General features: G+C 57.2%; 20 protein-coding genes. 12 read left to right on the top strand and 8 right to left on the bottom strand.

The features are described from left to right. Positions 1-87 precede the first annotated feature (87 nt). Together H6F75_RS11405 and H6F75_RS11400 are read left to right on the top strand one after the other, a co-directional pair. Positions 88-1,476: an aldehyde dehydrogenase gene (locus tag H6F75_RS11405; protein ID WP_190752226.1), complete on the top strand. Its 1,389-nt coding sequence runs from the start codon at positions 88-90 to the stop codon at positions 1,474-1,476. A 121-nt stretch (positions 1,477-1,597) separates the two neighbouring features. Further along, positions 1,598-2,956, top strand: a complete 1,359-nt coding sequence (locus tag H6F75_RS11400) for an 8-oxoguanine deaminase (RefSeq protein WP_190752224.1) — start codon at positions 1,598-1,600, stop codon at positions 2,954-2,956. On the opposite strand, the gene H6F75_RS11395 is transcribed toward H6F75_RS11400, so the two are convergent. Further along, positions 2,953-3,684 (bottom strand): phytochelatin synthase family protein, encoded by a 732-nt coding sequence (locus tag H6F75_RS11395; RefSeq protein ID WP_242019885.1) that lies wholly within the window; start codon positions 3,682-3,684, stop codon positions 2,953-2,955. The genes H6F75_RS11400 and H6F75_RS11395 overlap by 4 nt on opposite strands. A gap of 223 nt (positions 3,685-3,907) precedes the next feature. Between H6F75_RS11395 and H6F75_RS11390 the strand changes: the two genes are divergently transcribed. The 4 genes from H6F75_RS11390 to H6F75_RS11375 all read left to right on the top strand — a co-directional run bounded on the left by H6F75_RS11390 (position 3,908) and on the right by H6F75_RS11375 (position 7,941). After that, positions 3,908-4,480, top strand: coding sequence for a Uma2 family endonuclease (locus H6F75_RS11390; RefSeq protein WP_190752222.1), 573 nt, complete (start codon positions 3,908-3,910; stop codon positions 4,478-4,480). Positions 4,481-4,508: 28 nt separating this feature from the next. Beyond that, positions 4,509-5,405: a pirin family protein gene (locus H6F75_RS11385; RefSeq protein WP_190752220.1), complete on the top strand. Its 897-nt coding sequence runs from the start codon at positions 4,509-4,511 to the stop codon at positions 5,403-5,405. A gap of 72 nt (positions 5,406-5,477) precedes the next feature. Continuing rightward, a complete protein-coding gene (locus tag H6F75_RS11380) occupies positions 5,478-7,244 on the top strand; it encodes an ABC transporter ATP-binding protein/permease (RefSeq protein WP_190752218.1) in 1,767 nt (588 codons plus the stop codon). A 352-nt stretch (positions 7,245-7,596) separates the two neighbouring features. Then, a complete protein-coding gene (locus tag H6F75_RS11375; RefSeq protein WP_190628339.1) occupies positions 7,597-7,941 on the top strand; it encodes a DUF1815 family protein in 345 nt (114 codons plus the stop codon). Between the two features lie 310 nt (positions 7,942-8,251). Here the strand turns inward: H6F75_RS11375 and H6F75_RS11370 are convergent, their stop codons facing one another. Continuing rightward, entirely contained in the window at positions 8,252-10,060 is a 1,809-nt protein-coding gene (locus H6F75_RS11370; protein ID WP_190752216.1) for an aspartate kinase, read from the bottom strand. Between the two features lie 315 nt (positions 10,061-10,375). Here H6F75_RS11370 and H6F75_RS11365 point away from each other — a divergent pair, with 315 nt between their 5' ends. From H6F75_RS11365 to H6F75_RS11350, 4 genes are all read left to right on the top strand, one after another. Beyond that, positions 10,376-11,776, top strand: coding sequence for an NAD(P)/FAD-dependent oxidoreductase (locus H6F75_RS11365; protein WP_190752215.1), 1,401 nt, complete (start codon positions 10,376-10,378; stop codon positions 11,774-11,776). A gap of 193 nt (positions 11,777-11,969) precedes the next feature. Further along, positions 11,970-12,275 (top strand): hypothetical protein, encoded by a 306-nt coding sequence (locus H6F75_RS11360; protein ID WP_190752213.1) that lies wholly within the window; start codon positions 11,970-11,972, stop codon positions 12,273-12,275. A gap of 159 nt (positions 12,276-12,434) precedes the next feature. Next, the gene (locus H6F75_RS11355) at positions 12,435-13,502 is read left to right on the top strand and encodes a hypothetical protein (RefSeq protein ID WP_190752211.1); all 1,068 of its coding nucleotides are present in this window, start codon (positions 12,435-12,437) and stop codon (positions 13,500-13,502) included. Positions 13,503-13,615: 113 nt separating this feature from the next. Continuing rightward, positions 13,616-15,568 (top strand): adenylate/guanylate cyclase domain-containing protein, encoded by a 1,953-nt coding sequence (locus H6F75_RS11350; protein ID WP_190752209.1) that lies wholly within the window; start codon positions 13,616-13,618, stop codon positions 15,566-15,568. A gap of 308 nt (positions 15,569-15,876) precedes the next feature. On the opposite strand, the gene rpe is transcribed toward H6F75_RS11350, so the two are convergent. Together rpe and H6F75_RS11340 are read right to left on the bottom strand one after the other, a co-directional pair. Then, the gene (rpe, locus tag H6F75_RS11345) at positions 15,877-16,584 is read right to left on the bottom strand and encodes a ribulose-phosphate 3-epimerase (RefSeq protein WP_190752207.1); all 708 of its coding nucleotides are present in this window, start codon (positions 16,582-16,584) and stop codon (positions 15,877-15,879) included. 216 nt (positions 16,585-16,800) lie between these two features. After that, positions 16,801-17,982, bottom strand: coding sequence for an aldo/keto reductase (locus H6F75_RS11340; protein ID WP_190752302.1), 1,182 nt, complete (start codon positions 17,980-17,982; stop codon positions 16,801-16,803). A gap of 348 nt (positions 17,983-18,330) precedes the next feature. Here H6F75_RS11340 and H6F75_RS11335 point away from each other — a divergent pair, with 348 nt between their 5' ends. Next, entirely contained in the window at positions 18,331-19,203 is an 873-nt protein-coding gene (locus H6F75_RS11335; protein ID WP_190752300.1) for a manganese catalase family protein, read from the top strand. 893 nt (positions 19,204-20,096) lie between these two features. Here H6F75_RS11335 and H6F75_RS11330 read toward each other — a convergent pair. From H6F75_RS11330 to rpiA, 3 genes are all read right to left on the bottom strand, one after another. Beyond that, positions 20,097-21,728, bottom strand: coding sequence for an MFS transporter (locus H6F75_RS11330; RefSeq protein ID WP_190752205.1), 1,632 nt, complete (start codon positions 21,726-21,728; stop codon positions 20,097-20,099). A 68-nt stretch (positions 21,729-21,796) separates the two neighbouring features. Further along, the gene (locus tag H6F75_RS11325; RefSeq protein ID WP_242019881.1) at positions 21,797-23,614 is read right to left on the bottom strand and encodes a mechanosensitive ion channel family protein; all 1,818 of its coding nucleotides are present in this window, start codon (positions 23,612-23,614) and stop codon (positions 21,797-21,799) included. Positions 23,615-23,849: 235 nt separating this feature from the next. Beyond that, on the bottom strand, positions 23,850-24,557 hold the full coding sequence (gene rpiA, locus H6F75_RS11320) for a ribose-5-phosphate isomerase RpiA (protein ID WP_073606954.1): 708 nt from the start codon (positions 24,555-24,557) through the stop codon (positions 23,850-23,852). Between the two features lie 163 nt (positions 24,558-24,720). Here rpiA and H6F75_RS11315 point away from each other — a divergent pair, with 163 nt between their 5' ends. Continuing rightward, the gene (locus tag H6F75_RS11315; RefSeq protein WP_347710638.1) at positions 24,721-25,662 is read left to right on the top strand and encodes an alpha/beta fold hydrolase; all 942 of its coding nucleotides are present in this window, start codon (positions 24,721-24,723) and stop codon (positions 25,660-25,662) included. A 7-nt stretch (positions 25,663-25,669) separates the two neighbouring features. On the opposite strand, the gene H6F75_RS11310 is transcribed toward H6F75_RS11315, so the two are convergent. After that, the gene (locus tag H6F75_RS11310) at positions 25,670-26,749 is read right to left on the bottom strand and encodes a serine/threonine-protein kinase (RefSeq protein WP_190752203.1); all 1,080 of its coding nucleotides are present in this window, start codon (positions 26,747-26,749) and stop codon (positions 25,670-25,672) included. Positions 26,750-26,822 lie beyond the last annotated feature (73 nt).

Raw genomic sequence — 26,822 nt, 5'->3', positions numbered from 1 at the left:
GGAACGTTCAAATCCTTAGGTTGGCTCTCTAGTAGGATAGAGCAGATGAGTTAGCTCCGAAACCAGCCCCCCTGCCAGAGGTTAACCATGACTACCGTTGCCGCCACCACTCCTGTTGCCGACCTACTACAACGCCAGCGGGCCTACTGGGCCACCGGGGCTACTCGCGGCCTCGACTTTCGCCTCGCCCAGCTCAAAGCGCTGCGAGCGGCGATCGTTACCTATCAGGCAGACATTATTGATGCGGCTAGGCAAGACCTAGGCCGCCCTGAGTTTGAGGGCTACTTTGAGGTTGGCACCATCAGCGAGTTGGATCATGTGATCAAGCATCTGCCCCGCTGGGTCAAGCCCCGCAAGGCCTCGCTGCCCCTGAGCCAGCTGCCCGGCGCTGCCTGGGTTCAACCCGAGCCCCTGGGGGTAGCACTGATTATCGCTCCCTGGAACTACCCGTTTCAGCTGATCGTGTCGCCGCTGATGGGAGCGATCGCCGCCGGCAACTGCGCCATGCTCAAACCCTCAGAGTTGGCCCCAGCCACATCTAAGGTGCTGGCTCGGCTGATAGCAGACACCTTTGACCCTGCCTACGTGGCTCTGGTAGAAGGCGGCATCGACACTGCCCAGGCACTACTGGCCGAAAAATTTGACCACATCTTTTTTACCGGCAGCGAGCGAATCGGCAAGATTGTGATGCAGGCTGCGGCCCAGCATCTCACGCCAGTCACCCTGGAGCTAGGCGGCAAAAGCCCCTGCATTATCGATGCCGATGTCAACCTGGAGGTTGCGGCCCGGCGCATCGTCTGGGGCAAATTTCTCAATGCGGGGCAAACCTGCGTGGCCCCCGACTATCTGCTCGTCGATGAGCGGGTTAAGGACGGGCTGGTAGCCGCGCTCCAGCAGCGCATTCAGGCCTGCTACGGGGATGACCCCGCCACCAGCCCCGACCTTTCGCGGGTGGTCAACGATCGTCAGTTCGATCGCCTGGTGGGCCTACTGAACCAGGGCAATATTCTCGCTGGGGGGCAGCACGAGCGCAGTGATCGCTACATCGCCCCCACTCTAATCGACGGCATCAGCTGGGATGATTCGATTATGCAGGAGGAGATCTTTGGCCCCATTCTGCCAATTCTCACCTACAAGGATTTGGGGGATGCGATCGCCGCTGTCAACCAGCAGCCTAAGCCCCTGGCACTGTATCTATTTACGCGCGATCGCCAGGTGCAGGAACAGGTGCTCGACCGCACCACGGCGGGCTCGATGTGCATCAACGACGTGATTTTGCAGATCGCCATCTGGGATTTACCCTTTGGCGGCGTCGGCAGCAGCGGCGTCGGCAGCTACCACGGTCAGCACAGTTTCAATACTTTCTCACACCTCAAGAGCGTGCTCAAAAAGCCCTTCTGGATGGAAATGGACTGGCGCTACCCCCCCTACGGCGACAAGGTAAAGCTATTTCAGAAATTTATCGGGCTGTCTTAGGCTGGGGTCGTTGATCCTGCTACAACCGTTCAAAATCTGTTTTTGCATAAGGGAAAACATTAGCTTTAGCGAACGACCTGCTATAGTCCGCTGCTAATACTGCGCTGCAAGGCTGCTCACCGTGCCAACTCTTCTAGTCAAGAACATTCACACCCTGGTCACTATGGATGACCAGCGGCAGGAGATTCACTCGGGGGCGCTGTTCATTCGCGACCACGTGATTGAGCAGGTGGGTACTAATGAAGAACTTCCCCAGACAGCCGATCGGGTGCTGGATCTGGGCGATCGCCACCTGGTGCTGCCCGGCCTGGTCAACACTCACCACCACTTTTTTCAGACCCTCACCCGGGTGGTGCCGGGAGCGCAAAACTCGTCACTGTTTGACTGGCTCAGCGCCCTCTACCCGCTGTGGCAGCAGCTCACCCCTGAGGCGATCGCACTCAGCGCCCAGGTGGCCGCTGCCGAGCTGATCTACTCGGGCTGCACCACTGCTAGCGACCACCTCTACCTCTTCCCCAACAACTGCACCCTGGATGACGAAATCGAAGCAGTGCGCCAGACCGGGCTGCGGTTCCACGCCAGCCGGGGCAGCATGAGCGTGGGCGAAAGCAAGGGCGGCCTGCCCCCCGACGCGATCGTGGAGGCCGAAGCCGACATTCTTAAAGACTCCCAGCGGCTGATTGAGCAGTACCACGACAACGCCCCCTACGCCCTGGTGCGTATTACCCTGGCTCCCTGCTCGCCCTTCAGCGTCTCGACGGAGCTGATGCGCGAGTCGGCCGCCCTGGCCCGGTCGTACCCCGGTGTGCGGCTGCACACCCACCTGGCTGAAAACAGCTCCGACGTCACCTACAGCCTCGACACCTTTGGTCTCACCCCCGGCGACTACGCCGCCTCAGTGGGCTGGCTGGGGGAAGATGTGTGGCACGCCCACTGCGTCAAGCTCGACGACAAGGCCATCCACAGCTTTGGCCAGACCGGTACCGGGGTGGCCCACTGCCCCTGTAGCAACATGCGACTGGCCAGCGGTATGGCCCCCCTGCGCCAGCTGCTCGACCACAATGTGCCCGTGGGCTTGGGGGTCGATGGGTCAGCCTCCAACGACGGTAGCCACCTGCTGGCCGAAGCGCGTCAAGCCTTTCTCATGGCCCGCGTGCGCGAAGAAGATGCCGGGGCTCTGACCGCCCGTGAAGCGTTAGAAATTGCTACTCGCGGTGGGGCTAAAGTGCTGGGTCGCACCGACATTGGCCACCTCGCCCCCGGCATGGCGGCCGATTTCATTACTGTGGATCTCGATCGCCTGGGGCTGTCGGGCACCGCCTACGACCCCGTTGCCGCGCTAATTTTCTGCACCATCGATCGCGTCGACTACAGCTTTATCCACGGCAGAGAGGTGCTAAACCCCGAGGGATTGCTGTCGCTAGATCTGCCAGTGGTGCTGGAGAAGCACAGGGCGGTGGCGCGATCGCTGACCGACTAGCGCGCCTCAATCAGCAAAAATCCCCGCGTCTTGCCCGACACCGAATCTACCGTGTTGGTGGACTCCCACAGGGTCTCAGCCTGCACCCATACCGGAGGATATTTGTAGCGCGACACATCCAAAATCAAAAATTGGTCGGTATCGGCATCGTAGGCAGCAATGGGCGAAATGTGGCCACCGCTTTCTTGACCGATCGCCCGGCGCAGATAATTGATCAGCACGTAGCTGCCGGGGGTTTCCAAATTGGTGCGAATCAGCTGGCGAAACTCATCCAAACTCACATCGCTACCGTGGTGAATTTCAGCGCTAACGGGATAGGCTTCGAGAATGCCTGCAAGTTCTGCCAAAGTGAGGCCCTGACGGGCGATCGCATCCCTAGCAATAATCGCCTCGGTCTGCTCGTTAAACACATTCTCCTGGGTGAAGTAATTCCGCTCCCACTCTGGGGCCAACGGAGCCGGAACCCCCAGTGCGTTGAGCACCATCACCGTGCTCGCCACCCCGCAAAAGGCCTGGTTAACCTGGGTCACAAACTGGCTCGTCAGCGGTACATAATCCGCCAGGGCATCACTGTCTCGCAGCAGCCTTTGACCCTCCGCTGAGGTCAACGGAACTAGGTGATCGGGCAGGGGCAACGTTTGAGAAGCCAGCGGCCGGGCGATCAGGGTTACCCCCAGCGCCGTCAGCAGAGCCATGATTTTGGGTTGGCGGCGGGCGATCGTCGTCATTGGCAGTAGCGAGTTTTGCAAGAGACATTGCTGTCACAGGTTTAGCCCATGACTAAAACCAATGTAAATCATGGACAGATAGTTCTCTCAACGCTAAAGACCCTATGGGACAGTGGCAATTCTACGGGCTTTAGAAGTTGGTCAAAAATGCCGAAGCAGAACATCGCTATCATCAATAGGGAGCCGGAGATAATACCTGCCGCTAGCGATATAAGTCTCAACTATGACCGTTAGCAAAAGCCACGCCTACTTTACTGCTGAAGAATACCTTCAGATTGAGCACATCAGCCCTATCAAGCACGAGTACCTGCAGGGCCAGATGGTGGCTATGGCTGGCGCTAGCAAAGCCCATGTAATTATTACGGGCAATCTCTCGGCACTAGTGGTCAATCACCTGCGCGGCACCGATTGCATTGCCTACGCCACAGATATGAAGGTGAGGCTGCCCGCTTTAAATGTGTTCTACTATCCTGACCTAGCGGTTACCTGCGATGCTCGCGACCTCCGCTCTGATGAAGACTTCGTTGTACATCCCAAGCTCATCATCGAAGTTTTGTCAGATTCAACGGAGGCCTTTGACCGGGGAGATAAGTTTGCTGACTACAAATCGAACCCCGCCTTTGAAGAGTACGTTCTCATTCACCAAAAGCAGGTGTTGGTCGAGCGATTTCAGCGTAAGTCAGACAACCTGTGGATTCCCTACAATTATCAAATAGGAAGCATTGTTGAATTTGTCAGTATTGGGTTTACCTGTGAGATCGCAACCCTTTACGACAATCTCAACCAGCTCCTGTAACCGTCCTCAGCCAAGCAAGACCGCCATTATGCCGACCCTCAATCAGCCCAGCACCGCCAAAACCCTGCGCAGCATTCAGCGAGCCCAAGGTCGCCACTGGGTGGGCGACGGCTTTCCGGTACGGACGCTAATGGCCTACAACGGTCTGGGTCAAACCATTAGCCCCTTTTTGCTGCTCGACTATGCCGGGCCAGCCGAGTTTTCGCCGACCACTGCCCGGCGTGGCGTGGGCGAACACCCCCACCGGGGCTTTGAGACCGTCACCATTGTCTACGACGGCGAGGTCGAGCACCGCGACTCGGCTGGGGGCGGCGGCATCATCGGCCCTGGAGATGTGCAGTGGATGACGGCAGCGGCGGGCTTAGTGCATGAAGAATTTCACGGGCCAAACTTCGCTCAGCAGGGCGGTCCCTTTGAAATGGTGCAGCTGTGGGTGAATTTGCCCGCCGAAGACAAGATGTCTACGCCCCGATACCAGGGCATTACAAGCGATCGCATTCCCACCGTCGAGCTACCCAATGGCCAGGGCAGCCTGCGGATAATTGCTGGAGAATTTCAAAACGCCCAGGGGCCAGCCCAGACCTTTACCCCAATCAATATGTGGGATCTGCGACTGAGCGGTGGTAAACAGGTGACTCTTGAACTGCCCGAGGGCCACACTACCCTACTGGTGGTGCTGAAGGGATCGGTGCGCATCGGCGGGTCGGAGCCGATTTCTGAAGCGGAGATCGGCATCTGCGATCGCGCCCACACCACCCTCATCCTCGACTGCCTGCAAGACACCAAGGCCCTGCTGCTCTCGGGTTCCCCCATCGACGAGCCCATCGTCGGCCACGGCCCCTTTGTGATGAACACCTCTGCAGAAATCTACCAGGCTGTAACCGACTACCAAAGCGGCAAAATGGGGGCATTGACAGCTCAGTAGCCCGGCACAAAAGGTTTAACTTTTGTAAGATCCCCAAAGCACCCTTAGCGCGGCGGGAGATTTTGCACCGGCATGGAACGATTTAACCTGAAGGGGTTCAGACGGTTTTGGGCGATCGCCAAGTCCTACTGGTTTGGCGACGAGAAGTGGAAAGCCGGAGGCCTGCTGCTGCTGATTGCGGTGTTTCTGCTGGGCTACACCGGCCTCAGCGTGGTGCTCAACAACAAGCGCGGCGTGCTGATCTCAGCCCTCTCGGCCAAAGACGAGGCCCGCTTTTGGGAGACGGTGTTGGTGTTTGTTGGCGTGCTGGTGGCCTACGCGCCGCTGATGGCGGGCTACGACTACCTGCAAAAGCGCCTGGGGCTAGAGTGGCGACGCTGGCTGACCGGGCGGTTTGTAGCTGACTACTTTGGCGATCGCGCCTTCTACGACATCCAGCAGTTCCACCCCGACATCGACAACCCCGATCAGCGGATTGCTGAGGATGTGAAGAACTTCACCCAGCAGTCTCTAGCGCTGCTGTTAGTCGTCGTTAGCTCTGTCTTACAAGTGATCGCTTTCAGTGGCGTGCTGTGGGGCATCTCCAAAAACCTAGTGGGCTTTCTGGTGCTCTACGCCCTGCTGGGCACCCTGGTGACGGTAGTAATCTTTGGTCAGCCCCTAGTGCGGCTCAACTTTGAGCAGCTGAAACGGGAGGCCAACTTTCGCTTTAGCCTGGTGCGAATTCGTGAAAACGCCGAAGCGATCGCCTTTTACCGAGGCGAAGCCCAGGAAGCCAGCCAGGTGAACAACCGCTTCATGGCCGCCTTTGACAACTTCAAAAAGCTGATCGTCTGGGAACTCAATCTCAACGCCCTGACCAACGCCTACGAGTTTATTCCCTTTGTGCTGCCGGCGATCGTGGTGGCCCCGGCGGTGTTTTCTGGCGATCTCGAAGTGGGCAAGGTTTCCGAGGCCCAGGGCGCCTTTGTGCGGGTGTTCTTTTCCCTCAACGTCGTGGTGGCCCGGTTCTCAGAACTGACCTCCTTTGGGGCGGGCATCGATCGCCTCTACAGCTTTGCCGAAGCCCTCAACCACTTAGAGCCTGAGGCTGAAGTAGCAGCAGAGCCATCAGCATCCATAGACCATCCCACAGCGGAAGACCCTTCAGAATCCGTAGACCATCCCACGATCGCCATTGAAACCTCCGCTTCCCTGGCGCTGAAGCAGTTCACCCTGCAAACCCCCAACTACCAGCGCATCCTGGTCGAAAATCTCTCTATAGATATCCCTGACAAAACCGGGCTGCTAATTGTGGGGCCAAGCGGCTGCGGCAAGAGTTCGCTGTTGCGGGCGATCGCCGGTCTCTGGAATTCCGGCAGCGGTACGATCTACCGCCCCGAGCTAGACAACATTCTCTTTTTGCCCCAAAAGCCCTACATGATTCTCGGCACGCTGCGAGATCAGCTGCTTTACCCCAACACCAGCCAAGCGGTCGGCGATACCGACCTCCAAACTGCTCTAGAGAAGGTCAATTTAGCGAATTTAGCCGAGCGCTTTGGCGGCTTTGATGCCGTAGAAGAATGGGGCGACGTGCTCTCCCTAGGCGAACAGCAGCGTCTCACCTTCGCCCGCATTTTGGTCAGCCAGCCCGAATTTGCCATTCTTGACGAGGCCACCAGCGCCCTCGATTTGGCCAACGAAGCCAAGCTTTACGATCACCTGCACCACAGCGGCACCACATTCATCAGTGTCGGCCACCGCGAATCGCTAGTCGACTATCACCAAACCACCTTGAAGCTGGCAGAAGACCACACTTGGGGCATCAAACCCTCAAGCTTAGCCACGGCAGATTTATAACGTTGCATGACATTATCGCCAGAAACCATCATTTAGTTGTGACGGCTACCGTGGGGGCTCAATTTACTATCTACCCTATGCAAAGTACATTTTCAACCACCGCTACGGCCCGCCTTCACGTTAGAACGCACAAGTTCTCAAGTTTTCACAATCTACAAGATGCTTTCGCAGCCTATGTCTGCGGGGATATGACAGCCAGTGAGAAATAGATTTAGTGTCGAGGAGGGCAGATCTACGTCAGGGTCGCTAAGATGGATAGATTGCTTAACCAGAAGTCGAGCAACATATTTAGTATCTTAAGAATTAATTAATTTTTGGGCTACAATTTCTATGGGTAACGAGGAGTGTCGTTATGTTTGTCAGACTAGCCGAGCAGCACCGTCAATTTGTTAGAGATCTGGTTATGAACCTGCAAGCACTGGCTACCGTGCTTGAGGAAATGGGCTATTTAGCCTCCTGCTACACCTGTGGTGGCCAAATGAACAGCGCCTCCTTTATGGTGAGCCTGGGCGATGACCATCTGATTCGCTTTTTGGTGTCCGACTACGGCATCACCTGGACAGAAATGCGCGATGACCGCGAGCTGATGAAGCTGGAAGGGGCTGAGGCTATTCACCAACTGCAAGAGTTGGCCAACCTGGTCAAGTTCCGCATTCAGCCTGTCGGTGCTAAGAAAGTGGTTCCTAGCAAGGTTTAGCACCCCTCGGTTGTGCCAGCCTTTTGTGAAAGCTATACTTTTGCCCCCCTTAGGGGACTAGCACCGCTGTAAGCATCGGTGTTTTTTAGTATTTAACTAAACTGCGGTCAAGGCAATCCCTAGGGAGCGCTGCCAGATAGTTTGCCGTGGGTTCCCCAAGCACACAGGTTTTTGGGGGAAGCGCTGTTCGCAAAGCCCTGCTTCACAAGCATCAACAAACCCAATTCTGCTCCTAGAGAAACTACCCACTCAGCTCGGTATCTGTGACCCAAAAGGTGCTGCCAAAACGGCTTGGGATCAGGCAACATTCTTAGGCAGGCACTACCGTGCGCTCTAACCCCGCTAGGCCAAAGGCGTTGTGCACCGCCCGCAAGGCCGTAACGCCCTCATCTTCCGCCACTACGCAGCTGATTTTGATCTCTGAGGTAGCAATCATTTGCAGATTTATGCCCTGCTCTGAGAGCGCTTTGAACATGCGCGCGGCGACGCCAGGGGCATAGATCATGCCAGTGCCGACGACGCTGACTTTGGCGATCGCTTCATCCACCGCCACATCTCCCAGGCCTAGCTCGGTAGCAGCCGACTCCACCACAATCTTCGCGGTCTGGGCGTCACCCTGTGCCACAGTAAAGGCAATATCGCGGGTGGCCTGCCCCTGCACCAGACGACAGCGCTGCGACTGAATAATCATGTCTACACTGACCCCGTGGGTGGCCAGCAGCTGAAAGATGTGGGCCGCCATCCCAGGGCGGTCGGGCACGTGGCGGATGGCTACCCGAGCCTGCTTGGTATCTAGGGCCGCGCCGCGCACCACCGGGGCCTCGACAGCCGTGGGCGATGCGCCCTGGGGCATAGGAGACGAGGTGACCTCAAAGGCACCACAGAGGACCGCAATGGCGCGATCGCAGTCTGCTACATCGATCGTGCAGCTAACCTTTACCTCTGAGGTTGAAATTAGCTGAATGTTGATCCCCGCTGCGGCTAGGGAGGAGAACATCTTAGCGGCCACCCCAGGGCGACCAATCATGCCCGCCCCGGCGATGCTAATTTTGGCCATACGCTGGTCAATCATCACCTCCGCCTGGGTGGTGTCGGTGGGGTTGCTACGCAGCGCTGGAGCAATAGCCTCGGCCACCGCCTCCGCCCGGTTCAAGTTCGCCCTGACCATGGTGAAGGCAATGTCGTTGGTATTGCCCTCGTGGATAGACTGAATGATCAAATCTACATTCAGCGACTGGGTGGCCAGTTCGCCAAACAGTCGAGCGGCAATGCCGGGGCGATCGGGAATGCGCAGCAGCGCCACCTTGGCCTGGTCGGTGTCAAACTCCACAGCATCCACCGGCTGGGCTAGCTCTAGCCCCTCTAGGGGTCGGGGTTGAGGTCGCGGAGAAATTACGCGGGTGCCTGGCTCATCGGTCCAGCTCGATCGCACCACCAGGGTGACGCCGTAGTTGCGGGCAATTTCTACCGCTCGGGGGTGCAGCACCTTGGCCCCCAGACTGGCCAGCTCCAGCATTTCATCGCTGGTAATCTCATCCATCAGCTGGGCCTCGGGCACCAGGCGCGGGTCGGTGGTGAGAATGCCCGGCACATCGGTATAGATTTCGCACTTTTCGGCCTGAAGCGCCGCCGCCAGGGCCACTGCCGAGGTGTCAGACCCGCCCCGTCCTAGGGTGGTGATCTCTAGATCTGAGGTTTGACTAATGCCCTGAAACCCAGCCACTACGACCACCTTGCCTTCGTCAATGTGGCGCTTGAGGCGATCGGTTTTGATTTTTAGAATGCGGGCACGGGTGTGCTCGGCCTCGGTGACAATGCCCACTTGGGCTCCGGTGAGGGAAATGGCCTCTTGACCCAGAGCGTGCAGAGCCATGGTCAGCAAGGCAATAGTCACCTGCTCACCAGTGGAGAGCAGCATATCCATTTCGCGGCGGCTGGGCTGATCGGTAATCTCGCTGGCGAGCTTCACCAGATCGTCGGTGGTTTTGCCCATGGCCGAGACCACCACCACCACTGAGTGTCCTGCCTCTACCGTGGCTCTGACCCGTTGGGCCACCGCCTGAATGCGCTCCACGGTGCCAACAGAGGTGCCGCCATATTTCTGTACGATCAGCGTCATAGCCGTATGTCTTGTCTCCCTGCGATCGCGAGGTCGGCCTCTCTTGCCCCATCGTCGAGGTGCAGAAAAGCTCCCCAAATTTTAGCCCTCTTACCGCAGTCCAAACGCGATATTGTCCAGATTGATCGAGTAGGGCCAACAAAAATCAGATCTTTTAATTTATCAGCCCGGCCCCTGCGATCGAAACCCCTCAGCCTCAACTTGTCACAATCTTGGACAGGCTACATGAAGCTGCACGGATATAGCACAGCGCACAGTATTTAACGGTATCCTGCTTTATAACGAAAAGTAACAACCTGCTTCCCTGGTATTGTCATGCAGACTGTCTCACGCTCCGATCAAGCCGCTAGGGCCCAAGACACAGCCCGCGAAGACGCTTCTCCCACCGTTGAGGTGCCGCCCGTCACCCCCGGCAAGCATCAGGTGGTGATTATTGGCGGCGGCTTTGGTGGTCTCTACGCCGCCCAGCAGCTCGGTCGCGCCGACGTGGAAGTCACCCTAATCGATAAGCGCAACTTCCACCTGTTTCAGCCGCTGCTGTACCAGGTGGCCACCGGTGGCCTCTCCCCTGGAGACATTGCCTCCCCCCTGCGCGGCATCCTCAGCGCCCAAAAGAATACGCGGGTGCTGATGGGGGAGGTCACCAATGTCGACCCTGGCGCGCAGGTGGTCAGCCTCGCCGATGGCCGCATTGTGCCCTACGACAGCCTGATTGTGGCCACAGGGATGAGCCACTTTTACTTTGGCCGCGACGACTGGGCTGAGGTAGCCCCCGGTCTCAAAACCGTAGAAGATGCTTTAGAAATGCGGCGACGCATCTTTGCTGCCTTTGAGAAAGCCGAGAACACCGCTGACCCCGAGCTTAGACAAACCCTGCTCACCTTTGTGATTGTGGGCGGCGGCCCTACTGGGGTAGAGCTAGCCGGAGCGCTCGCTGAGCTGGCTTTTCACACCCTGCCCAACGACTTTCGCCACATTGACACCACCGATAGCCGCATTCTCTTGATCGAGGGCATGGATCGGGTGCTGCCGCCCTTCCCGCCTGAGCTGTCGACCCGCGCCAACACCGACCTCGAGAAAATGGGTGTCGAGGTGCTGACCCAGTCTTTAGTAACCGATATTTCAGGTCACCAGATCACCCTCAAGCAGGGGGATGAGGTTACCACTCTCCAAGCGGGCACCGTGCTCTGGGCAGCTGGTGTGCGCGACCCCGGTATGGGCGGTATTTTGGCTGCGAGCACTGGGGCAGAGCGCGATCGCTCAGGCCGAGTCATCGTCAACAACGACCTCAGCCTGCCTACCTACCCCAACATCTTTGTGGTGGGCGATCTGGCCCACTTCGCCCACCAGGGCGATCGCCCCCTGCCGGGAGTAGCCCCCGTCGCCATGCAGGAAGGCAAATACGTAGCCAAACTCATTCAGAAGCAGCTCAGAAACGACACCCTGCCTCCCTTTGAGTACAAAGACACCGGCAGCCTGGCAGTGATTGGTCGTCATGCCGCCGTCGTCAACCTACCCTGGGCCAAGCTCACCGGCTTCTTTGCCTGGTTTGTGTGGCTGTTTGTGCACATTTTTTACTTAATTGAGTTTGACAACAAGCTCGTGGTGATGACCCAGTGGGTAGCCAACTACCTCACCCGCAAGCAGGGGTCACGCCTAATTACCGAGAAGGTGTTTGAAAAAGGCGAGGCTCGGGCCCCAGCCACCCCTGGCTAAGGGTTCAAGGCTGGCGAGTTATACAAAAAAGCACCAGACAGCTTGTCTGGTGCTTTTTTGTATAACTCTAATTTGAAGAACCAAGTGGCAACGAGGCGATCGCCGTCTAGACCGCCTTACAGGTAAACGGGTAGTATCGAAGGCCAACACCGACCCTCAGCGGTTGTCTTAGGCCAATCTTATTTGCATCAATATGCCCATCGATCCCCAAACTCTGCCCGACTATGAGCGCGATTTGCTGACGGCCCTAGCCTTCTTTTTGGGGCGCGATTCAGAGGCCCAGGCGCGGGCCTGCCTCTGCATGTATCTACGCCAGGCCGAACCGCGCATTATGGCCCAGTTGCGCTACTACGCCCATCGACTATCGGCACAAACCGGCAAGCCCATGGATGCCTACGACTTATTGACGATGATTGCCGAGTCACCCGATGATGTCAGCGCTCTGCTGCCCGACCTGGGCCAGGTGCATGACCCCGATCGGCCCGATGTGTTCAGCTAGCTTTTTGGCGAGTTAAGTTTCGCAATCTGTGCTGAATTTGGGATGTTGCCTGTGTATAGATCCTATCTAGGCAACTCAGTGGAATTTATGATGGCGTCTTTTAGGTTATCGGGGCTCAGACTACAGTCCAGCACAAGCTGGGGACGTTTTGCACGACTTATGGGGGCGGCGCTAGTGGGCAGTAGCCTGCTAGCCATACCGGGGCAGCGGGCCCATGGCCAGTCGATTTCTGCTGCTACCGTGACCGAAATTTTAGACAGCAACCAGGTCTACATTCAAAACCGTGCAGCCCAGGTCAACAGCGTGGCCCAGCAGCGCCAGCAGGTCAGGACTAGGGATGCCCGAGCATCGCTGCGGTTCAACACTGGGGCTGTAGCGCGCTTGGCCCACAACTCTAGTTTGGTGGTGGGGCAATGTGCCCAGCTCACCCGAGGCACGCTGCTGGTTAACGGCAACCTCAACGGCTGCTCAACCTCAGTCGTTGCCGGAGTGCGAGGCACAATTTATACCATCGAAGTCACCGAAACGGGGGAAACCATCGTTCAGGTATTTGAGGGAGAAGTGGTGGTAGAGCGTAACCCCGAGCCCATTGAGCCGATGGCCGACGACTTTGATCCGCTCGATCCATCCCTAGATCCGAAGGTGCCTTCTACCGACCCGGTAGTACCCTTCGTTAATCCTATGGAACCATCTACGCCTCCGATCGAGCCGTCGCCAGTAGAGCCACCCCCCGTAGACCCACCTAATCCCGTACCACCTGACCCAACCGGGCCTACTACACCAACTGGGCCAACTACACCAATCGGACCAACTACGCCGACCGGACCAACTACACCAACTGGGCCGCTCACTGGACCTCTCGGTTTTCTCACCGCACCTAAGCAAAACAGCTCTTCATCAGTTGATGGCGAAGACTCTAAACCAGTACTAACTGACGAGACCCAGGCAGAAACCGTAGACTTTGCGCCAGCGGATTCGATTACCCTGGCGGAGGGGCAGCAGGTCGTCGTTGATGCCGAAGATGACGAGGCGGTGATTACACCCCTAAGCCCAGAGGATTTTATTGACCTTTTAGAAGGTCCGCTGATTGACGGTTTTGCGGTAGAAATACCTGGCATGGCTAACCTGCGCCGCTCCTTCGAGCAACTGTTCCCAGGGATACCATTGCCCTACTATTGGGTGCCCGCCATTCCCACCCCGCCAATCCGATTTCCCTTTCCGTTCTAGAGGTAAGCTTCCAGCATGGGAAGCTTGCAGACAGTGAGGAATAGGGGTGCTGCCAGGCTCTGGCACATCCCAGAGCCACTCGTTCAGCGTTGGCGTCTTAGGGAGCGGTTGCCATGGTTAAATCCTATCGACGTATCTTTCAGATTGGGCATGGGCTGATGGTGAGCTGGGCGGTGTTTGGGGCGATCGCCCTCACCTCCCAGCACCCGTGGATTGTGTTAATTGAGGGACAGGCTCAGTCGTTTTTGCTGCGGCTGCGGGGGCCAGTGCCCCCACCCGAGGAAATTGTGATTGTGGGTATTGACGAATATTCGCTGACCCAGGGCGATCTGTACCAGGCCGATCCAGAACGCTATCCGTTTTTGGAACCCCTGGCAATCTGGCCCTGGCAGCGCCAAGCCTATGCCCAGGCGATCGAGCAGCTGATGGCTGCTGGGGCTAAGGCCGTAGCCCTTGATGTGCTGCTGGTTGACCCCAGCGGCTACGGCCCCGACGATGATGCGGCTTTAGATGCAACCTTGGCTCGGTGGGGCGATCGCGTGGCCCTAGCTGCCGCCTACGACGTGTCGAGCAGCGACTTTGGTCTATTTACCAACCTGTTAGAGCCCGTCTATAGCAGCCAGACCCAGGTGGGCCTCATTAACCTAGAGGTCGATGCCGACGGCAAGCATCGCGCCTTTCCCGATCGCGGCATTGAAACCCTGCGGCAGGCCCACCAATTCTCAGATGATTTACCGTCTCTGGCAGCAGCCACTCTGGCAGCAGCCAACTACCCTAGCCCAGAGCGCCAGAGCCAACAGCTCTTCTTTTACGGCCCGGCGGGCAGTTTCCCGGTGGTGTCGTTTGTGCAGTTGCTTGACCCCACCAACTGGCCCCTAATCGCCGATCAGTTCGAGGGCAAAATTGTGCTGATTGGCCCCATGGCCACGTCATTTCAGGATCGCAAGCGCACCCCCAGCGATGAGGCCATGCCAGGGGTTGAAATCCATGCCCACGCCCTGGCCGCCCTGATGGAGGATCGGGTGGTCAACGCGGCGATCGCCAACCCTTTAGCCCAGGGTTTGCTGACGGCGATCGCCATTGGCGCCATTGGCCTAGGGCTTGGCTACCGCTTTACGCAGCCCGTGCCCAGGCTGGTAGGCTTTTTAGGCGCGATCGCCACCTGGGGAGCGCTGGCCTATCTGCTGATGGTGCATGGCGATCGCCTCATGCCCGTCGCCATCCCCGTCGCCTGTCTGGGCATGGGTGGTGTCACCTACATCGCCACCGGGGCCGTCAGCAACCGACTCGAAGAACAGCGCCTGCGCCGCACCCTAGAGCGCTACGTGGCCCCGTCGGTGGCCCAAGAAATTCTCAACCAGCCCGAAGACTTTACTAGCCTCACCGTGGGGCAAAAGTTTCAGGCGGCGGTGCTGTTTTCAGATATTCGCGGGTTCAGCCGCATTTCATATCAGCTGGGGGCAGTTGAAACCGTCAGCTTGCTCAACTCCTACCTAGATGTGATGGTGGACGCCATTCTGGAGCACCGGGGCACCATCGACAAATTCATTGGCGACGCGGTGATGGCCGAGTTCGGCGCACCCAAATCCCTCGGGCCAGAGCAAGATGCCTTGGGGGCTATCTCTGCCGCCCTGGCCATGCGAAAGGCGCTCGCCAGCCTGCGCATTATTCTCAAAGAAAAAGGACTGCCGCCGCTCTACAACGGCATTGGCATCAGCTATGGCGAGCTAGTGGTGGGCAATGTGGGGTCGGTGCAGCGGCTAGAATATACCGCCATTGGCGACACCGTGAACGTGGCCAGCCGCATTGAGGGACTCACCAAAATGGTTGGCACCGATCTGCTGATTACTCAGACCTGCTACGACCTGGTGAAAGACCACATCATCACCGTCGATCACGGCACCCACTTCCTGGCCGGGCGCGAGCAAGAATCGGTTCAGGTGTACGGCGTTGTGGCCTTCAAGGGCGAAAGCGATGACCTCTACCAGCAGGTGCAAAAAGACCTCATTCAACACTTGAGCCAGCCGAAGACAATAACCTTGACCAGCAGGGAAAAACCGACCTGATACCCATCCCGCATCACATAACCCCGACTCCCGACAAGCGAAACCGTAAAGGCTTAGGCATAGCCGAGCAGAGGCTCTATGGCATTCGCCCAGTAGAATTGAGGGTTAACCAAGCAGAATTTAGTGTGACGTCGCGAAAGAAAGCAGGGTGAAGAACAGGGAATAGACTTGAATTTTGGCAATTCTGGATAGCCTTGACCAACGCTTCCCCGCAACAAAAAAGGGGGAGTCAGCTTAGATGCTGATCTCACCCCCTAGCGTCTACAACTCAGAGGAGTAGACAGTGTTAAATTTCACTGTTGAGTGAACTAGACAGCGGCCAGCTCAGGAGCAGGACGCTTGCTGTGGCGAATGCCTTCGATCGCCGCCGCATAGTCGGGCGCGTTAAACACCGCTGAACCAGCCACGATCGCATTGGCCCCAGCTTCTAACACCTGCCAGGTATTGTTGGCCTTCAGACCACCATCCACTTCAATCCAGGGATCTAGACCGCGCTCATCACACATGGTGCGCAGGGCGCGAATTTTGTCGACCATGGTGGGGATGAAGCTCTGGCCACCAAAGCCAGGGTTAACGCTCATAATCAGCACCAGATCGCAGAGATCCAGCACGTTCTCGATCAGCGACAGCGGGGTGCCAGGGTTGAGCACAACGCCCGCCTCTTTGCCCAGTTCTTTGATTTGGCCTAGGGTGCGGTGCAGGTGGGGCGAGGCGTTGTGCTCACAATGAACAGTGATGATGTCAGCACCAGCCTTAGCAAAATCGGCGACATACTTTTCAGGCTCAACGATCATCAGGTGCACGTCGAGAGGCTTTTGGGTGACAGGGCGAATCGCCTCGACGATCAGGGGGCCAATAGTAATATTGGGCACAAAGCGACCATCCATCACGTCCACATGAATCCAGTCGGCACCGGCTTCATCAGCGGCCTTGATCTCTTCGCCCAAGCGGCTAAAATCGGCCGAGAGAATGGAGGGAGAGATAACGACGGACTTGTGAGAAGAGGTGTGAGGCATGGGGAATGGTTCTCCTGTGCGTTTGTGTTTATCGTAACAAAGTCTTAAAATCTCTTCTCACAAAAGTTCTGAATTTGAGAGAATTCACCATCAATATATGATGAAGCCCTGGGATCGCCCAAGGGGCAAGTGCTTCATCAAATTAAAAAATTGGCACTCTTTTGGCTGGGTGAAACGCAGTGGTACCCAACCTAAGTATTCAGCTTCGATAAACCATTAGGCATTTGACAGTCGAGCCATCGCTTGACCGGCCAACGCAGCGTGGGTCTCGGCCAGCAGATGCGGAATTTTCTCAGCGTGGGGGCTGCGGCGCAGGCATTCAGAAAGATCCACCTGGCTTAGGTTCTCGGCCTTTTCGCCGGGAAACCAGTGGCCTGCGTTGCCCAACATGTTGTAGCGGGCCTTGGCATAGTCCTCCATATCAAAAGCCAGCAGCAGGTTGCGCAGCCGCAAGATGGCGGGGATATTGATGTTGCCAGGGGTTTCATTGGGGCTGGGCAGACCAATTTTCCAGGTGCGGAGCCAGTCTTTGCCCAGTACGGTTTGAGCATGGTGGTGCAGGCGATCGAGCACGGGTTTGAGGTGCAGGTCAGCGTCTTCCAGCAGAGGCAGGGTCTTGAGGTGCTCGTCAAAATCGGTAGGCCGCGCCGCCCCAACGCTGAGGGTGTGCACCTGAGGGTGGCTGAGGCAAAACAGATCGTTGAACACCATCGGGCTGAGTGGGTCGCATAGTTCCACTAGCCTGGCGGGAGGGCTATAGAGGTGTCCCCCTTTGTCGGACGGGCTGATGATGAAGACGCCGACATCGTGGCGCTGGGCGGTATCGACCGCAGCCCAATTGTCTTGGTTGACGTAGTACCAGTGCAGGTTGACGTAGTCGAACTGGTCAGAGGCGATCGCCTGCTGAATCACCGCCGTTGGCGCATGGGTCGAAAAACCAATAAACCGCACCCGCCCCTGCCGCTGAAACTCGCGGGCCACCTCCATGCAGCCGCCGGGGCGCAGAGTCCAGTCCAAAATTTCGGGGGTGTTGATGCCGTGGAGCCCGAGCAGGTCAACGGTGTCTAACCGAAGGTTGGCTAGCGATTGAGTCAGGTTTTGGCGAAACTCAGCGGGGTCAGCGGTGGGAGAGACTTTGGTTTGCACAATTAGGCTCTCCCGATCTAACCCCGGCAAAATCTGCCCTAGCTGAATTTCAGATGTGCCGTAGCCCCGCGCGGTTTCGATGTGGTTGATGCCCACCGCCAGCGCTCGGTGAATAGTGGCCTCTAGATTCTCCTGATTTTGGCGGGGAATATCGGTCGGCGGCACGTCTTTCCACGAGTGCTGATACCGCATGCCACCGCAAGAAAATACGGGCATTTGAAGCTCAGTGCGACCAAAGCGGCGGTACTGCATAGGAAATGAATTCACAAAAGAGCAAAGGGCTATCCCTCACGGTAGTCAAGGGATTGCTGGTTGTAAAGGTGCGCTTAGGGCAGCGGTGAGATGAGAGTAGGTTGTCGAAATGCTCAGTCCACTGAGCGATAACCTACACACAACAATCAAAATGCTCTACTAACCAAGCCAGAGAGGCAAATTGACCTTTAGCAGGACCCCCTCTACGGCTATGGGGGCAGATTGATCAAAAGCAGGTTTTTATGACCCCTTTGAGAGATAAGAAACCCCTTCCGTTTCGCAACCATGAGGACAGTAGAGGAGCAGATTTCTAATGCTCTTTCCAATGCTGTTCACCAGAAGAAATTTATGTTTTACCACAAGAAGCGCCTGCAATATTTCACCAAGCCTGAGAAGCCCGATCCGGTCTATGCGAAACAGCTACAAGAGTTGATTGGCGGGCCTTTCGGTGAAATGTCTGTGATGATGCAGTACCTATTTCAAGGCTGGAACTGCCGGGGTCCTGCAAAATACAAAGATATGATGCTCGACATTGGCACTGAGGAAATTGGCCACGTGGAGATGTTGGCCAATATGATTGCTCATTTGGTTGACAAAGCCCCTGCAGATGTTCAAGAAAAATCTGCTCTAGACCCCATTGTAGAAGGGGTGATGGGCGGCATGAAAACTGAAGACATTATCATGTCCAGCATGAATCCCAAGCATGCCATTGTGGCTGGCGGTGGTGCGCTGCCTGCCGACAGCACGGGCTATCCGTGGAACGGTAACTATATCGTGGCCTCGGGCAACCTGATGGCCGACTTTTACTCCAACGTGCAGGCCGAGGCCCAGGGCCGTCTACAGGCCGTGCGTCTGTACGAAATGTCTACCGACCCCGGCGTAAAAGACACTCTGAGCTACATGATTGCCCGCGATACTATGCACCAAAATCAGTGGTTGGCGGCGATCGAAGAACTCAAGGCCGATGGGTTAGAAGAGATGCCGGTGCCCAGCCAATTCTCGCGATCGCAGGAGAAACAGGACGTCTCGTACCAGTTCTGGAATTTGTCAGAAGGCACCGATAGCAGTCAGGGTCGTTGGGCAAAAGGCCCCAGCCCTGATGGCAAAGGCGAGTTTGAATATCTGGAAAATCCAGAACCCCAAGGTCCTGAGGGTGAAGCTCCCATTCCCAATCCCAAACTTTACTCCACTCCTAAGCAGCCGCTTAAGGTTAAGCAGTAGAGGGTAAGTCTAGGGGTCAGGTACCCTCAACGCTGCTTAAGGGCTCTGCTATGCACTTAGCAATCACCTGACCTCTTGGCAAATCGGGACTCCTCTTAAAAGGGGACGGGTACCTTTTGTACATCCAATGCCTTCTATGGAGCGCACAGAGGGCACCCGTCCTCGGGGTAGGCGTTTTCTTAAAAGGGGAACCCAAAACTAACTGATGAGGACCCGTTAATAAGTAACGCTTTCGCCTTTCTTGATAACGCGAAAACGTTACTTATGAATGAGTAAGCAATATCAATAAATGGGTTTGCCAATTCAACAAATAGGTACTCATTAATAACAAACACTTTCACGTTTGTTATTAATGCGAAAGCGTTACTTATGAATGGATAGGCAATATCAACAAACGGGTTCACAAAATCAAGTAACGCCTTGGCAAATTCAATGAATGCCTGGATCTCCCTTCAGAACGGCAAGCCATTTTCTATAAATGCCTTGATAAAACCTAACGCGACGGTTACACCATCCTCGGGTGAGATGTACTGAACCATAAGTGCGAAGGTGTATCGCCGCAAGAGAGGGAGTTATAGAAGCTAATAAAGTACCTATCACGGTTTGCAACCGAAGACTCATCGTTCAGGTTTCGGTCAAAACCTGAAGGCATCCGGGATCTATGGCTAAGGTTTGAGGAGAGAAAACAACCTCTGCTTTGCTGGTTACCGCCAAGGTTGTAGATCTCCCATGTCCACCACTGCCCAGCGCTTGCAACAGAGCCAATTCACCTGGCCGACAAGGGCGGCAGCTTTGATTTCTGACAAGACGAGCCGGAGCTTTACACCCTAAACGATGGGGAGCCTGTTGTATGGTCGTAAAAGGCAGCGTTGTTTTAGTTAACTTTGCCCCTTTCACTCAATGGGTGCCTCAATCGTTTTGACCGTCTTGGGCAGCAAGAACGACAGCCCTAGGCACAGCAGACACAGCGCCAAAATTACCAGCAGCGTGCTCTGCATCGCCTCAACCGAAGCTGTTTGCAAAATACCCTTGAGAGCGGGCTGAATCGAATCAGGCAGCTGATTGAATAGATCCCGTCGATCGCTGCGCCGCAGGGTTTGAATGGCGACTTGGAGCGATCGCACTGCCCTGCTCCGCACCTCGGGTTCCACCGATTGCCCCAGCTCGGCTACAATGCCGTCGATAATTTTATAAGAGGCTACACTGACCAGCACCGTGCCCAAGATGCCTCGCCCTAACGAGGCTCCCAGGTTCTGAAACGGGCGATATACCCCGCGCGCCTCAGCCTTGTCATCTCTGTGGGTGTCGGCAAAGGTGAGGGACGTAATGTAGGTCGAGAACAACCCCGTACCAACCCCCATTACTACCAGGGCGGGTAGCAAGCCCAAGGCCGTCACCGGCGGGCGAACCGCCGTCACCAGCATAGCGATGCCAACCGCTTTGGCCACCAGCCCCGACTGAAGCAGATAGCGGGGCGGAAGTTGAGGCCTTCGCTTCACCAGCAGCAGCAGCACCGCTAGCTGAGCCACGTTAAACGGAATTACCGCAATGGAGGTTTGCACTGGGTTGAGCCCCATCACGGCCGGGATGAACTGGAACAGATTAAACTGCACCGCTACCGTAGTCATGGTGTGCAAGGTGCCAATGGCGAGGCCAATGGTGTAGATGCGGCGGCTAAACACCCCCAGACGCAACAGCGACGACTGGCCCTGTTTCACCCTCACCCGTTCCCAAAACACCAATATCCCCAAGCAAATTAACCCCGTCGCTATCAGCACTGGAGCCATAGAGACGCCAAAGGGTGTCAGCACAAAAGCGAGCGTTTGGGGGTCGCCCTTGGGCTGCCACCAGCCCAGCTCTGAGGCCAGGCTGAGCCCCACTAGGGTGAACCCAAACCCCGCTACCGAGAGTAGCCCTCCTAGCCAATCAACCGGCAGGGTCTGGGCGGGGGCGGGAGCTGCAATCGGCCGCACCAGCCGCCAAATGATAGGAATTAACCCCAGCTCAACGACAAAAGCCCAGCGCCAGCTAAAGTCAAAGGCCATCACCCCGCCAGTGATGGAGCCAACCAGGGCACCGAGCACACCTGCGATCGCCAGAGCCACCAGCCCATACTTCTGAGCTGTTTCATCGGGGTAAAGGGAATCCATCAGCGCCACCGGGGTGCTCACTAGCACGGCTCCGGCCACGCCCCCTAGCCCCGCCAGCCCCAGGGTAAAGATGCCAATGTCTAGGCTCGTCATCACCACGAGCAGCCCTAGGGCAAACAGACTGAGCGCGGCGGCCAGCACCGGCTGGCGGCCCAATCGTCGGCTCAGGTTTTCGGCGGTGGGGGTGAACGAGGCCGTCACCAGCGACATCAGCACCAGCGCCGACTGCACATAGCCCACGCTCGAATTAAACTCCTGCACCAGAGGAGGCATAATGGGCTGCACCACTCCAATGGTGTACGACAGCATAAAGAGAATTAGGCACAGCCCTAGGGGCTGGCCCCACTGCTCTTTCAGGGCTCCTGATTTAACCATGGCCGTGACAACAGGCGATGATTTGCCTCCCTAATCGCTCCCTTAATAGAAAGATATATCCATAGGCTTCAGGCACCGTTGCTCTCCTGATTCGACTCCCTAAAGGTAGGATTGCCCACCGGCTCAGCGCCGCTGGTGCTCTGCACCACAAACGAGGGAGCCTGGTAGTCGGGAGGCAGATAATCAGCGGGAATGGTGGAGCGGTTGCCGTCGCGCAGGGCCGAGAAGGTGGGCGACAAAATCTCGATGTCGGCGGCATTGCAATAGTCCTGAATGTTTTGGTGCAGCTGGGAGTAAATATCGGGCATTTTGGTCGGTGAGGCCGTGTAGGCATTTAGCTCATAGCTGACGTTAAAATCATTGAGGGCGGTTTGCAGCACAAAGGGCGCGGGTGCGATCGCAATATCAGCCGTGGCCCTCGCCGCCTCAATCAGCACCTCATGCACCTTGCGCCAGGGCAGGTCGTAGCCCAGGGTAATGGTGGTGTAGAGCACAAGAAACCCCTGCGATTCGCGGCAGATGGCGCTGTAGTTGATTACATTGCTGTTGAGCACCGAGGCATTGGGAATGGTGACCGTCTCCTGCTTAGGGGTGAGCACCCGAGTCACAAACAGCGACTTATCTTGCACCTCGCCCACGATGTCGTCAATGCGAATAAAATCCTTGATTTGGAAGGCGCGGGTGTAGATCAAAATAATCCCCGACAGAGCGTTGGCCACCGCCGAAGATGACCCCAAGGTCAGCAGCGCTCCCAAAAATAGCGAAATGCCCTGAAACGCAGGGGAGCCAAACCCTGGCAGGTACGGCCCGGCAATCACCATGGCGATCGCCACGATCACCAGCATCGCCAGTCGATTCGTCGGCTGCACCCACTCGGGGTAAAACCAGGGGTAAACATCGTGTCGACCCAACTCGATAATCACCTGCCGGGCAAACTCAATCACGTAATAGGTGAGCAGGGCAATGACGCCGATCATCGCCAGTTTGGGCAGGTAGGCCACAAAACCCTGGGCCAGTAGGTTGAGGCGAACAGCAATGTCTTGCAGCAGGCTGTCGCCAAAGGCCGCCGTCGCTGGAAACTGGCTGAGCACAAAGGGCACATATAGGTACAGCGTCAGTAAGATCAGCACCGGCCGCAGCAGCCGCACCAGCCCGCCCAGCAGGTAGCTGGTGGCCCCAGACCCCAACACCCGCACCGATTGAATTTGCAGGGTTAGGGTATCGGCTTCCCGCCGCTGGCGAATGTAGGTCAACAGCTTAGAGCTGCCAAACAAAATGCCCCGCAGCACCAAAAACACCACTATGGTGCTGAGCACCGTCATCGACAGACTGGTGGCAATACGTCGAATGCTGCGGCGATCGCGATAGTCAATCACCCCTCGCTGAATCCGCTTGACCGCATCGGCGGCCAGTTCTGGATGGGACAGTCCGTAAGCCGCCACATCGTCCTGGCGCACGGTGAACAGCACAGTGTCGCCCGCTAGCACCACGCTCTGGATAGCGTTGGGCTCAGCACGGATCTCGCTGGGGTTCAGGTTGGGGTCAGCGGCGATCGCCCCTAGCCGCTGAGTAATAATTGCGGCGCGCTCTTCCGCCGAGGTGACCCCCGCAATTCCCTGCCTAACGTAGAAAAGCGGCTCCCCATCCAGCACCACCGGAAAGCCATCGACCACATTGCCCACTACCGTCTCTGAGGGAACTGGGCCAGCGTTCTCGCCCCCAGCGTTTTTTACCTCTGCACGCTTTACCTCAGCACGTTCTAAAGTGGGGGCTGGGACCCCAGTTGCCAAGGTGGGCGGCACCAGCACCAGCAGCACCATCACCAGGCCCAGCAGCCAGTGTCTAAGCCGTCGCCCCTGAATACGCCAATCTGCTAAAAAAAACATAGCGTTGATTGCTAGCTGGCTGTAGAACACTGAACCTTACCACCCGGCTGGGCTGGGTATAAGCAGTGTATGACGGCTAAACGCTGGGCATACAAAATCATCTATTTCCTTAAAACCGGGCATCGCGCCCAAAGCCTGTTGTGTCTGTCGACGCTGCCACCTCTTAACACAAAAATAGCCGAGGGCTACGACTCCGCTTAGCCCTCGGCTATTCTCAAACTAAGATTTGTAATCTCTACAGCTTGCGAACGCTGGCCTGTCCATCTTTGACTTCGCCCACCAGCACTTCAGTAGCCACGCCCACAAACAGGCCGTTGTCGAGCACGCCGGGGATGTTGTTGATGGTTTTTTCTAACCCAGCAGGGTCGTCGATCGCATCAAATTTCACGTCTAAAATCATGTTGCCCTGGTCGGTGATCACCGGGCCGTCCTTCTTGATGCCCATGCGCAGATCGGGCTTACCGCCGAGGGCTTCTAGAGCTTTAGTGACAGGAGTAACGGCCAGGGGCATAACTTCAACGGGCAGAGCGAAGGTAGTGCCTAGCTTGTCAACGAGTTTGGAACTGTCGACGACAACGATAAATTCTTTAGCGAGGGAATCAACGATTTTCTCGCGGGTGTGGGCGGCACCGCCCCCCTTCACCAAGTTCATTTGAGGGTCAACTTCGTCGGCTCCATCGATAGCCAGGGCAATCTCGTCGCCTTCGTCTAGCGTGGTGAGGGGAATGCCGTACTGCTTAGCCAGCACCGATGCCTGAAAAGAGGTGGGCACGCCCTTGATGTTGCTGATTTCACCGCTCGCCAGCCGTTCGCCAATGAACTGAATAGCATAGGCGGTGGTCGACCCAGTACCTAGGCCCACTACGGTGTTTGACTGCACCCGTGCCGCTGCCTGGCGGCCCACTTCCTGCTTCATCAATTTGACAGGATCCATCTCGGTCATGGCTTTAGGTCCTCTACACATTGCTGCATTTTCGGTCTCTAGCATGACCTAAAGCGGGGCGGCTGCATAGAGAGTAAGGGGGTGAAGAGGTAAGGGGTGCATAGTTAGGAGCGCTAACATTGTAGGGTGGGCACTGCCCACCATCCCTACTCGGCTTTGTGCTGTGCCTCTACCTCCGACGTTACTCAGCAGCCTGTCTTCTGGCCTCAGCGAGGCGGGCTACCAGCGCTTTTGGCACTGGCGGGGCTGGCGCATTCGCTATTGGTTTCACCCCGGGCCCAGGGATGCAGCGGTGCCGCCAGTGCTGCTGATTCATGGGTTTGGGGCCAACCTCAACCAGTGGCGGCACAACTTGCCCACCCTGAGCCAGGTAGCTCCGGTCTATGCCATTGACTTGCTGGGCTTTGGCGATTCTGAGAAGGCGGCAACGCTCTACGGCGCGGAGCTGTGGGCGGCGCAGGTAGCAGATTTTATTCACCAGGTAATTGGTCAGCCAGTGGCGCTGGTGGGCCATTCCCTCGGGGCGCTGGTGGCGCTGACGGCCGCCCACAACCATCCCGACTGGGTAAAGCAGCTAGCGCTAATCACCCTGCCGCTAGAGGCTAACCGTGAGGATCTAGTGGCGGGCTGGGTGGCGGCCTTGGCGCTGCGGGTCGAGAGTTGGGTGGCCAACCCGCTGCTGATGCGATCGCTCTTTGCCCTCGTGCGCCGCCCCAGCATTTTGCGACGAGCGCTGGCGGGCATCTACACGGTGGCCGAACGGGTAGACGATGACTTGGTGAATTTGTTTGCGCTGCCCCCCAATGATCGCGGCGCCGCCCGAACGCTCTGCTATCTAGTGCGATCGCGCACCGATCCCAGTTTTAGCCCCTCGGTCAAAGACATGGTCGCCACGCTGGCGGTGCCCACCCTGCTGCTTTGGGGCGACCAAGACCGCGTCATCCCTGTAGCCCTGGCCGCAGGGTTAACAGCCCTGAACCCCCAGCTTTCCCTAGAGGTAGTGCCCGACGGTGGCCACTGCCTCTACGACGAATCCGACGTCGATTTCAACGCCCGTATACAGGAGTGGCTGCGGGAAGCAAGCCCATCCTTGCAGCCGTCCTAAAACTGACCTAGGGCAGCGACACTGGCCCTGCCGGACGCCCCTGCCCTTGCGGCAGCGATCGCTTTTTGCGCCACTTGCGAATTGCCAGGGCCTCCCGCTGAATGGGTGTCAAATAGGCATCGCTGGGTAGATCAGCAGACTCATCGCCAAATTCGTTGGGCGGTTGCTGACGCGTATTCATGCAGCCAGCCAGCACATCGAGGTGGGGCTCTAGCTCCAGGGCGCGCTCCAGCTCATCAACCGTGGTGTAGCGGTCCTGGGAGTCGGGCAGCAGCATGCGATCGAGCACCATGGTCAGGTGGGGGCTGACGGTGACAGTGTGGTGCCAGCGAATCACGCCGCTGTGGGGGTCTTGGTCAAACTCAATGGGAGTGCGGGCGGTGAGCAGGTACAGACAGGTCATGCCCAGGGCGTAGATGTCGCTGGCGTAGCAGGGGCGTAGAGCCAGCTGCTCGGGCGGAGCAAAGCCAGGGGTGCCGACAAACTGGGTGGCCGGAGCCTGCATTGCGCCTTCATCCACGTCGGAGAGAAACTCGCGCACGGCCCCGAAGTCAATCAACACCAGGCGGCGATCGCGCTCACTGCGAATAATATTGGGAGGCTTGATGTCGCGGTGAATAATACGATTGCGGTGAATGAACCGCACCACGGGAATAATTTCACGCAGAAAATATTTGACCTGAGCCTCGGTCAGCCGCCCCTGGCGACGCACTTCCTGGGCCAGAGTTTCGCCATGCACATACTCCTGCACCAGGTAAAACTCGCCCCCGGTGGTGAAGTAGTCGAGCAGCTGCGGAATCTGCGAATGGCTGCCTAGGTTGGCCAAAGCCCGAGCCTCACGGCGAAACCGCACCTTGGCTCGCTCCAGGGATAGCTCACTGCCCGCCTTGGGGCAGAGCTGCTTAATCACGCAGTAGGGTTCCCCTGGCAGGGTGGCGTTTTGGGCTAGATAGGTGACGCCAAAGCCGCCCTGACCCAGCTTTTTCAGCACGCGGTAGCGATCGCGAAACAGCCGGTGCGACTGGTAGTAGTGGCGAATTTCAGAATTGGCCGCCCGGTCGAGGGGTTGGCCCGGTGAATTGACCATAGGTGCTTGTCCTGGCCTCAAAAGAGGGGAAGATGCCTGTTTCCCAGGTTAATAATGAGCCAACCGAGCCGTA

The sequence above is a fragment of the Nodosilinea sp. FACHB-131 genome, from assembly GCF_014695395.1.
Taxonomy (GTDB): Bacteria; Cyanobacteriota; Cyanobacteriia; order Phormidesmidales; family Phormidesmidaceae; genus Nodosilinea.
The sequence above is the reverse complement of the archived record's forward strand: the minus strand, read 5'-3'. Positions and strand labels throughout refer to the sequence as shown.

Bases quoted from the DNA above. Each gene is read 5' to 3' on its own strand.
- H6F75_RS11360 (WP_190752213.1), top strand. From the start codon at position 11,970: ATGCCCATCGATCCCCAAACTCTGCCCGACTATGAGCGCGATTTGCTG.
- H6F75_RS11350 (WP_190752209.1), top strand. From the start codon at position 13,616: ATGGTTAAATCCTATCGACGTATCTTTCAGATTGGGCATGGGCTGATG.
- rpe (WP_190752207.1), bottom strand. From the start codon at position 16,584: ATGCCTCACACCTCTTCTCACAAGTCCGTCGTTATCTCTCCCTCCATT.
- H6F75_RS11375 (WP_190628339.1), top strand. From the start codon at position 7,597: ATGTTTGTCAGACTAGCCGAGCAGCACCGTCAATTTGTTAGAGATCTG.
- H6F75_RS11325 (WP_242019881.1), bottom strand. From the start codon at position 23,614: ATGTTTTTTTTAGCAGATTGGCGTATTCAGGGGCGACGGCTTAGACAC.
- H6F75_RS11390 (WP_190752222.1), top strand. From the start codon at position 3,908: ATGACCGTTAGCAAAAGCCACGCCTACTTTACTGCTGAAGAATACCTT.
- H6F75_RS11310 (WP_190752203.1), bottom strand. From the start codon at position 26,749: ATGGTCAATTCACCGGGCCAACCCCTCGACCGGGCGGCCAATTCTGAA.
- H6F75_RS11335 (WP_190752300.1), top strand. From the start codon at position 18,331: ATGTTTTACCACAAGAAGCGCCTGCAATATTTCACCAAGCCTGAGAAG.
- H6F75_RS11355 (WP_190752211.1), top strand. From the start codon at position 12,435: ATGGGGGCGGCGCTAGTGGGCAGTAGCCTGCTAGCCATACCGGGGCAG.
- rpiA (WP_073606954.1), bottom strand. From the start codon at position 24,557: ATGACCGAGATGGATCCTGTCAAATTGATGAAGCAGGAAGTGGGCCGC.
- H6F75_RS11385 (WP_190752220.1), top strand. From the start codon at position 4,509: ATGCCGACCCTCAATCAGCCCAGCACCGCCAAAACCCTGCGCAGCATT.
- H6F75_RS11405 (WP_190752226.1), top strand. From the start codon at position 88: ATGACTACCGTTGCCGCCACCACTCCTGTTGCCGACCTACTACAACGC.
- H6F75_RS11395 (WP_242019885.1), bottom strand. From the start codon at position 3,684: ATGACGACGATCGCCCGCCGCCAACCCAAAATCATGGCTCTGCTGACG.
- H6F75_RS11340 (WP_190752302.1), bottom strand. From the start codon at position 17,982: ATGCAGTACCGCCGCTTTGGTCGCACTGAGCTTCAAATGCCCGTATTT.
- H6F75_RS11365 (WP_190752215.1), top strand. From the start codon at position 10,376: ATGCAGACTGTCTCACGCTCCGATCAAGCCGCTAGGGCCCAAGACACA.
- H6F75_RS11380 (WP_190752218.1), top strand. From the start codon at position 5,478: ATGGAACGATTTAACCTGAAGGGGTTCAGACGGTTTTGGGCGATCGCC.
- H6F75_RS11370 (WP_190752216.1), bottom strand. From the start codon at position 10,060: ATGACGCTGATCGTACAGAAATATGGCGGCACCTCTGTTGGCACCGTG.
- H6F75_RS11330 (WP_190752205.1), bottom strand. From the start codon at position 21,728: ATGGTTAAATCAGGAGCCCTGAAAGAGCAGTGGGGCCAGCCCCTAGGG.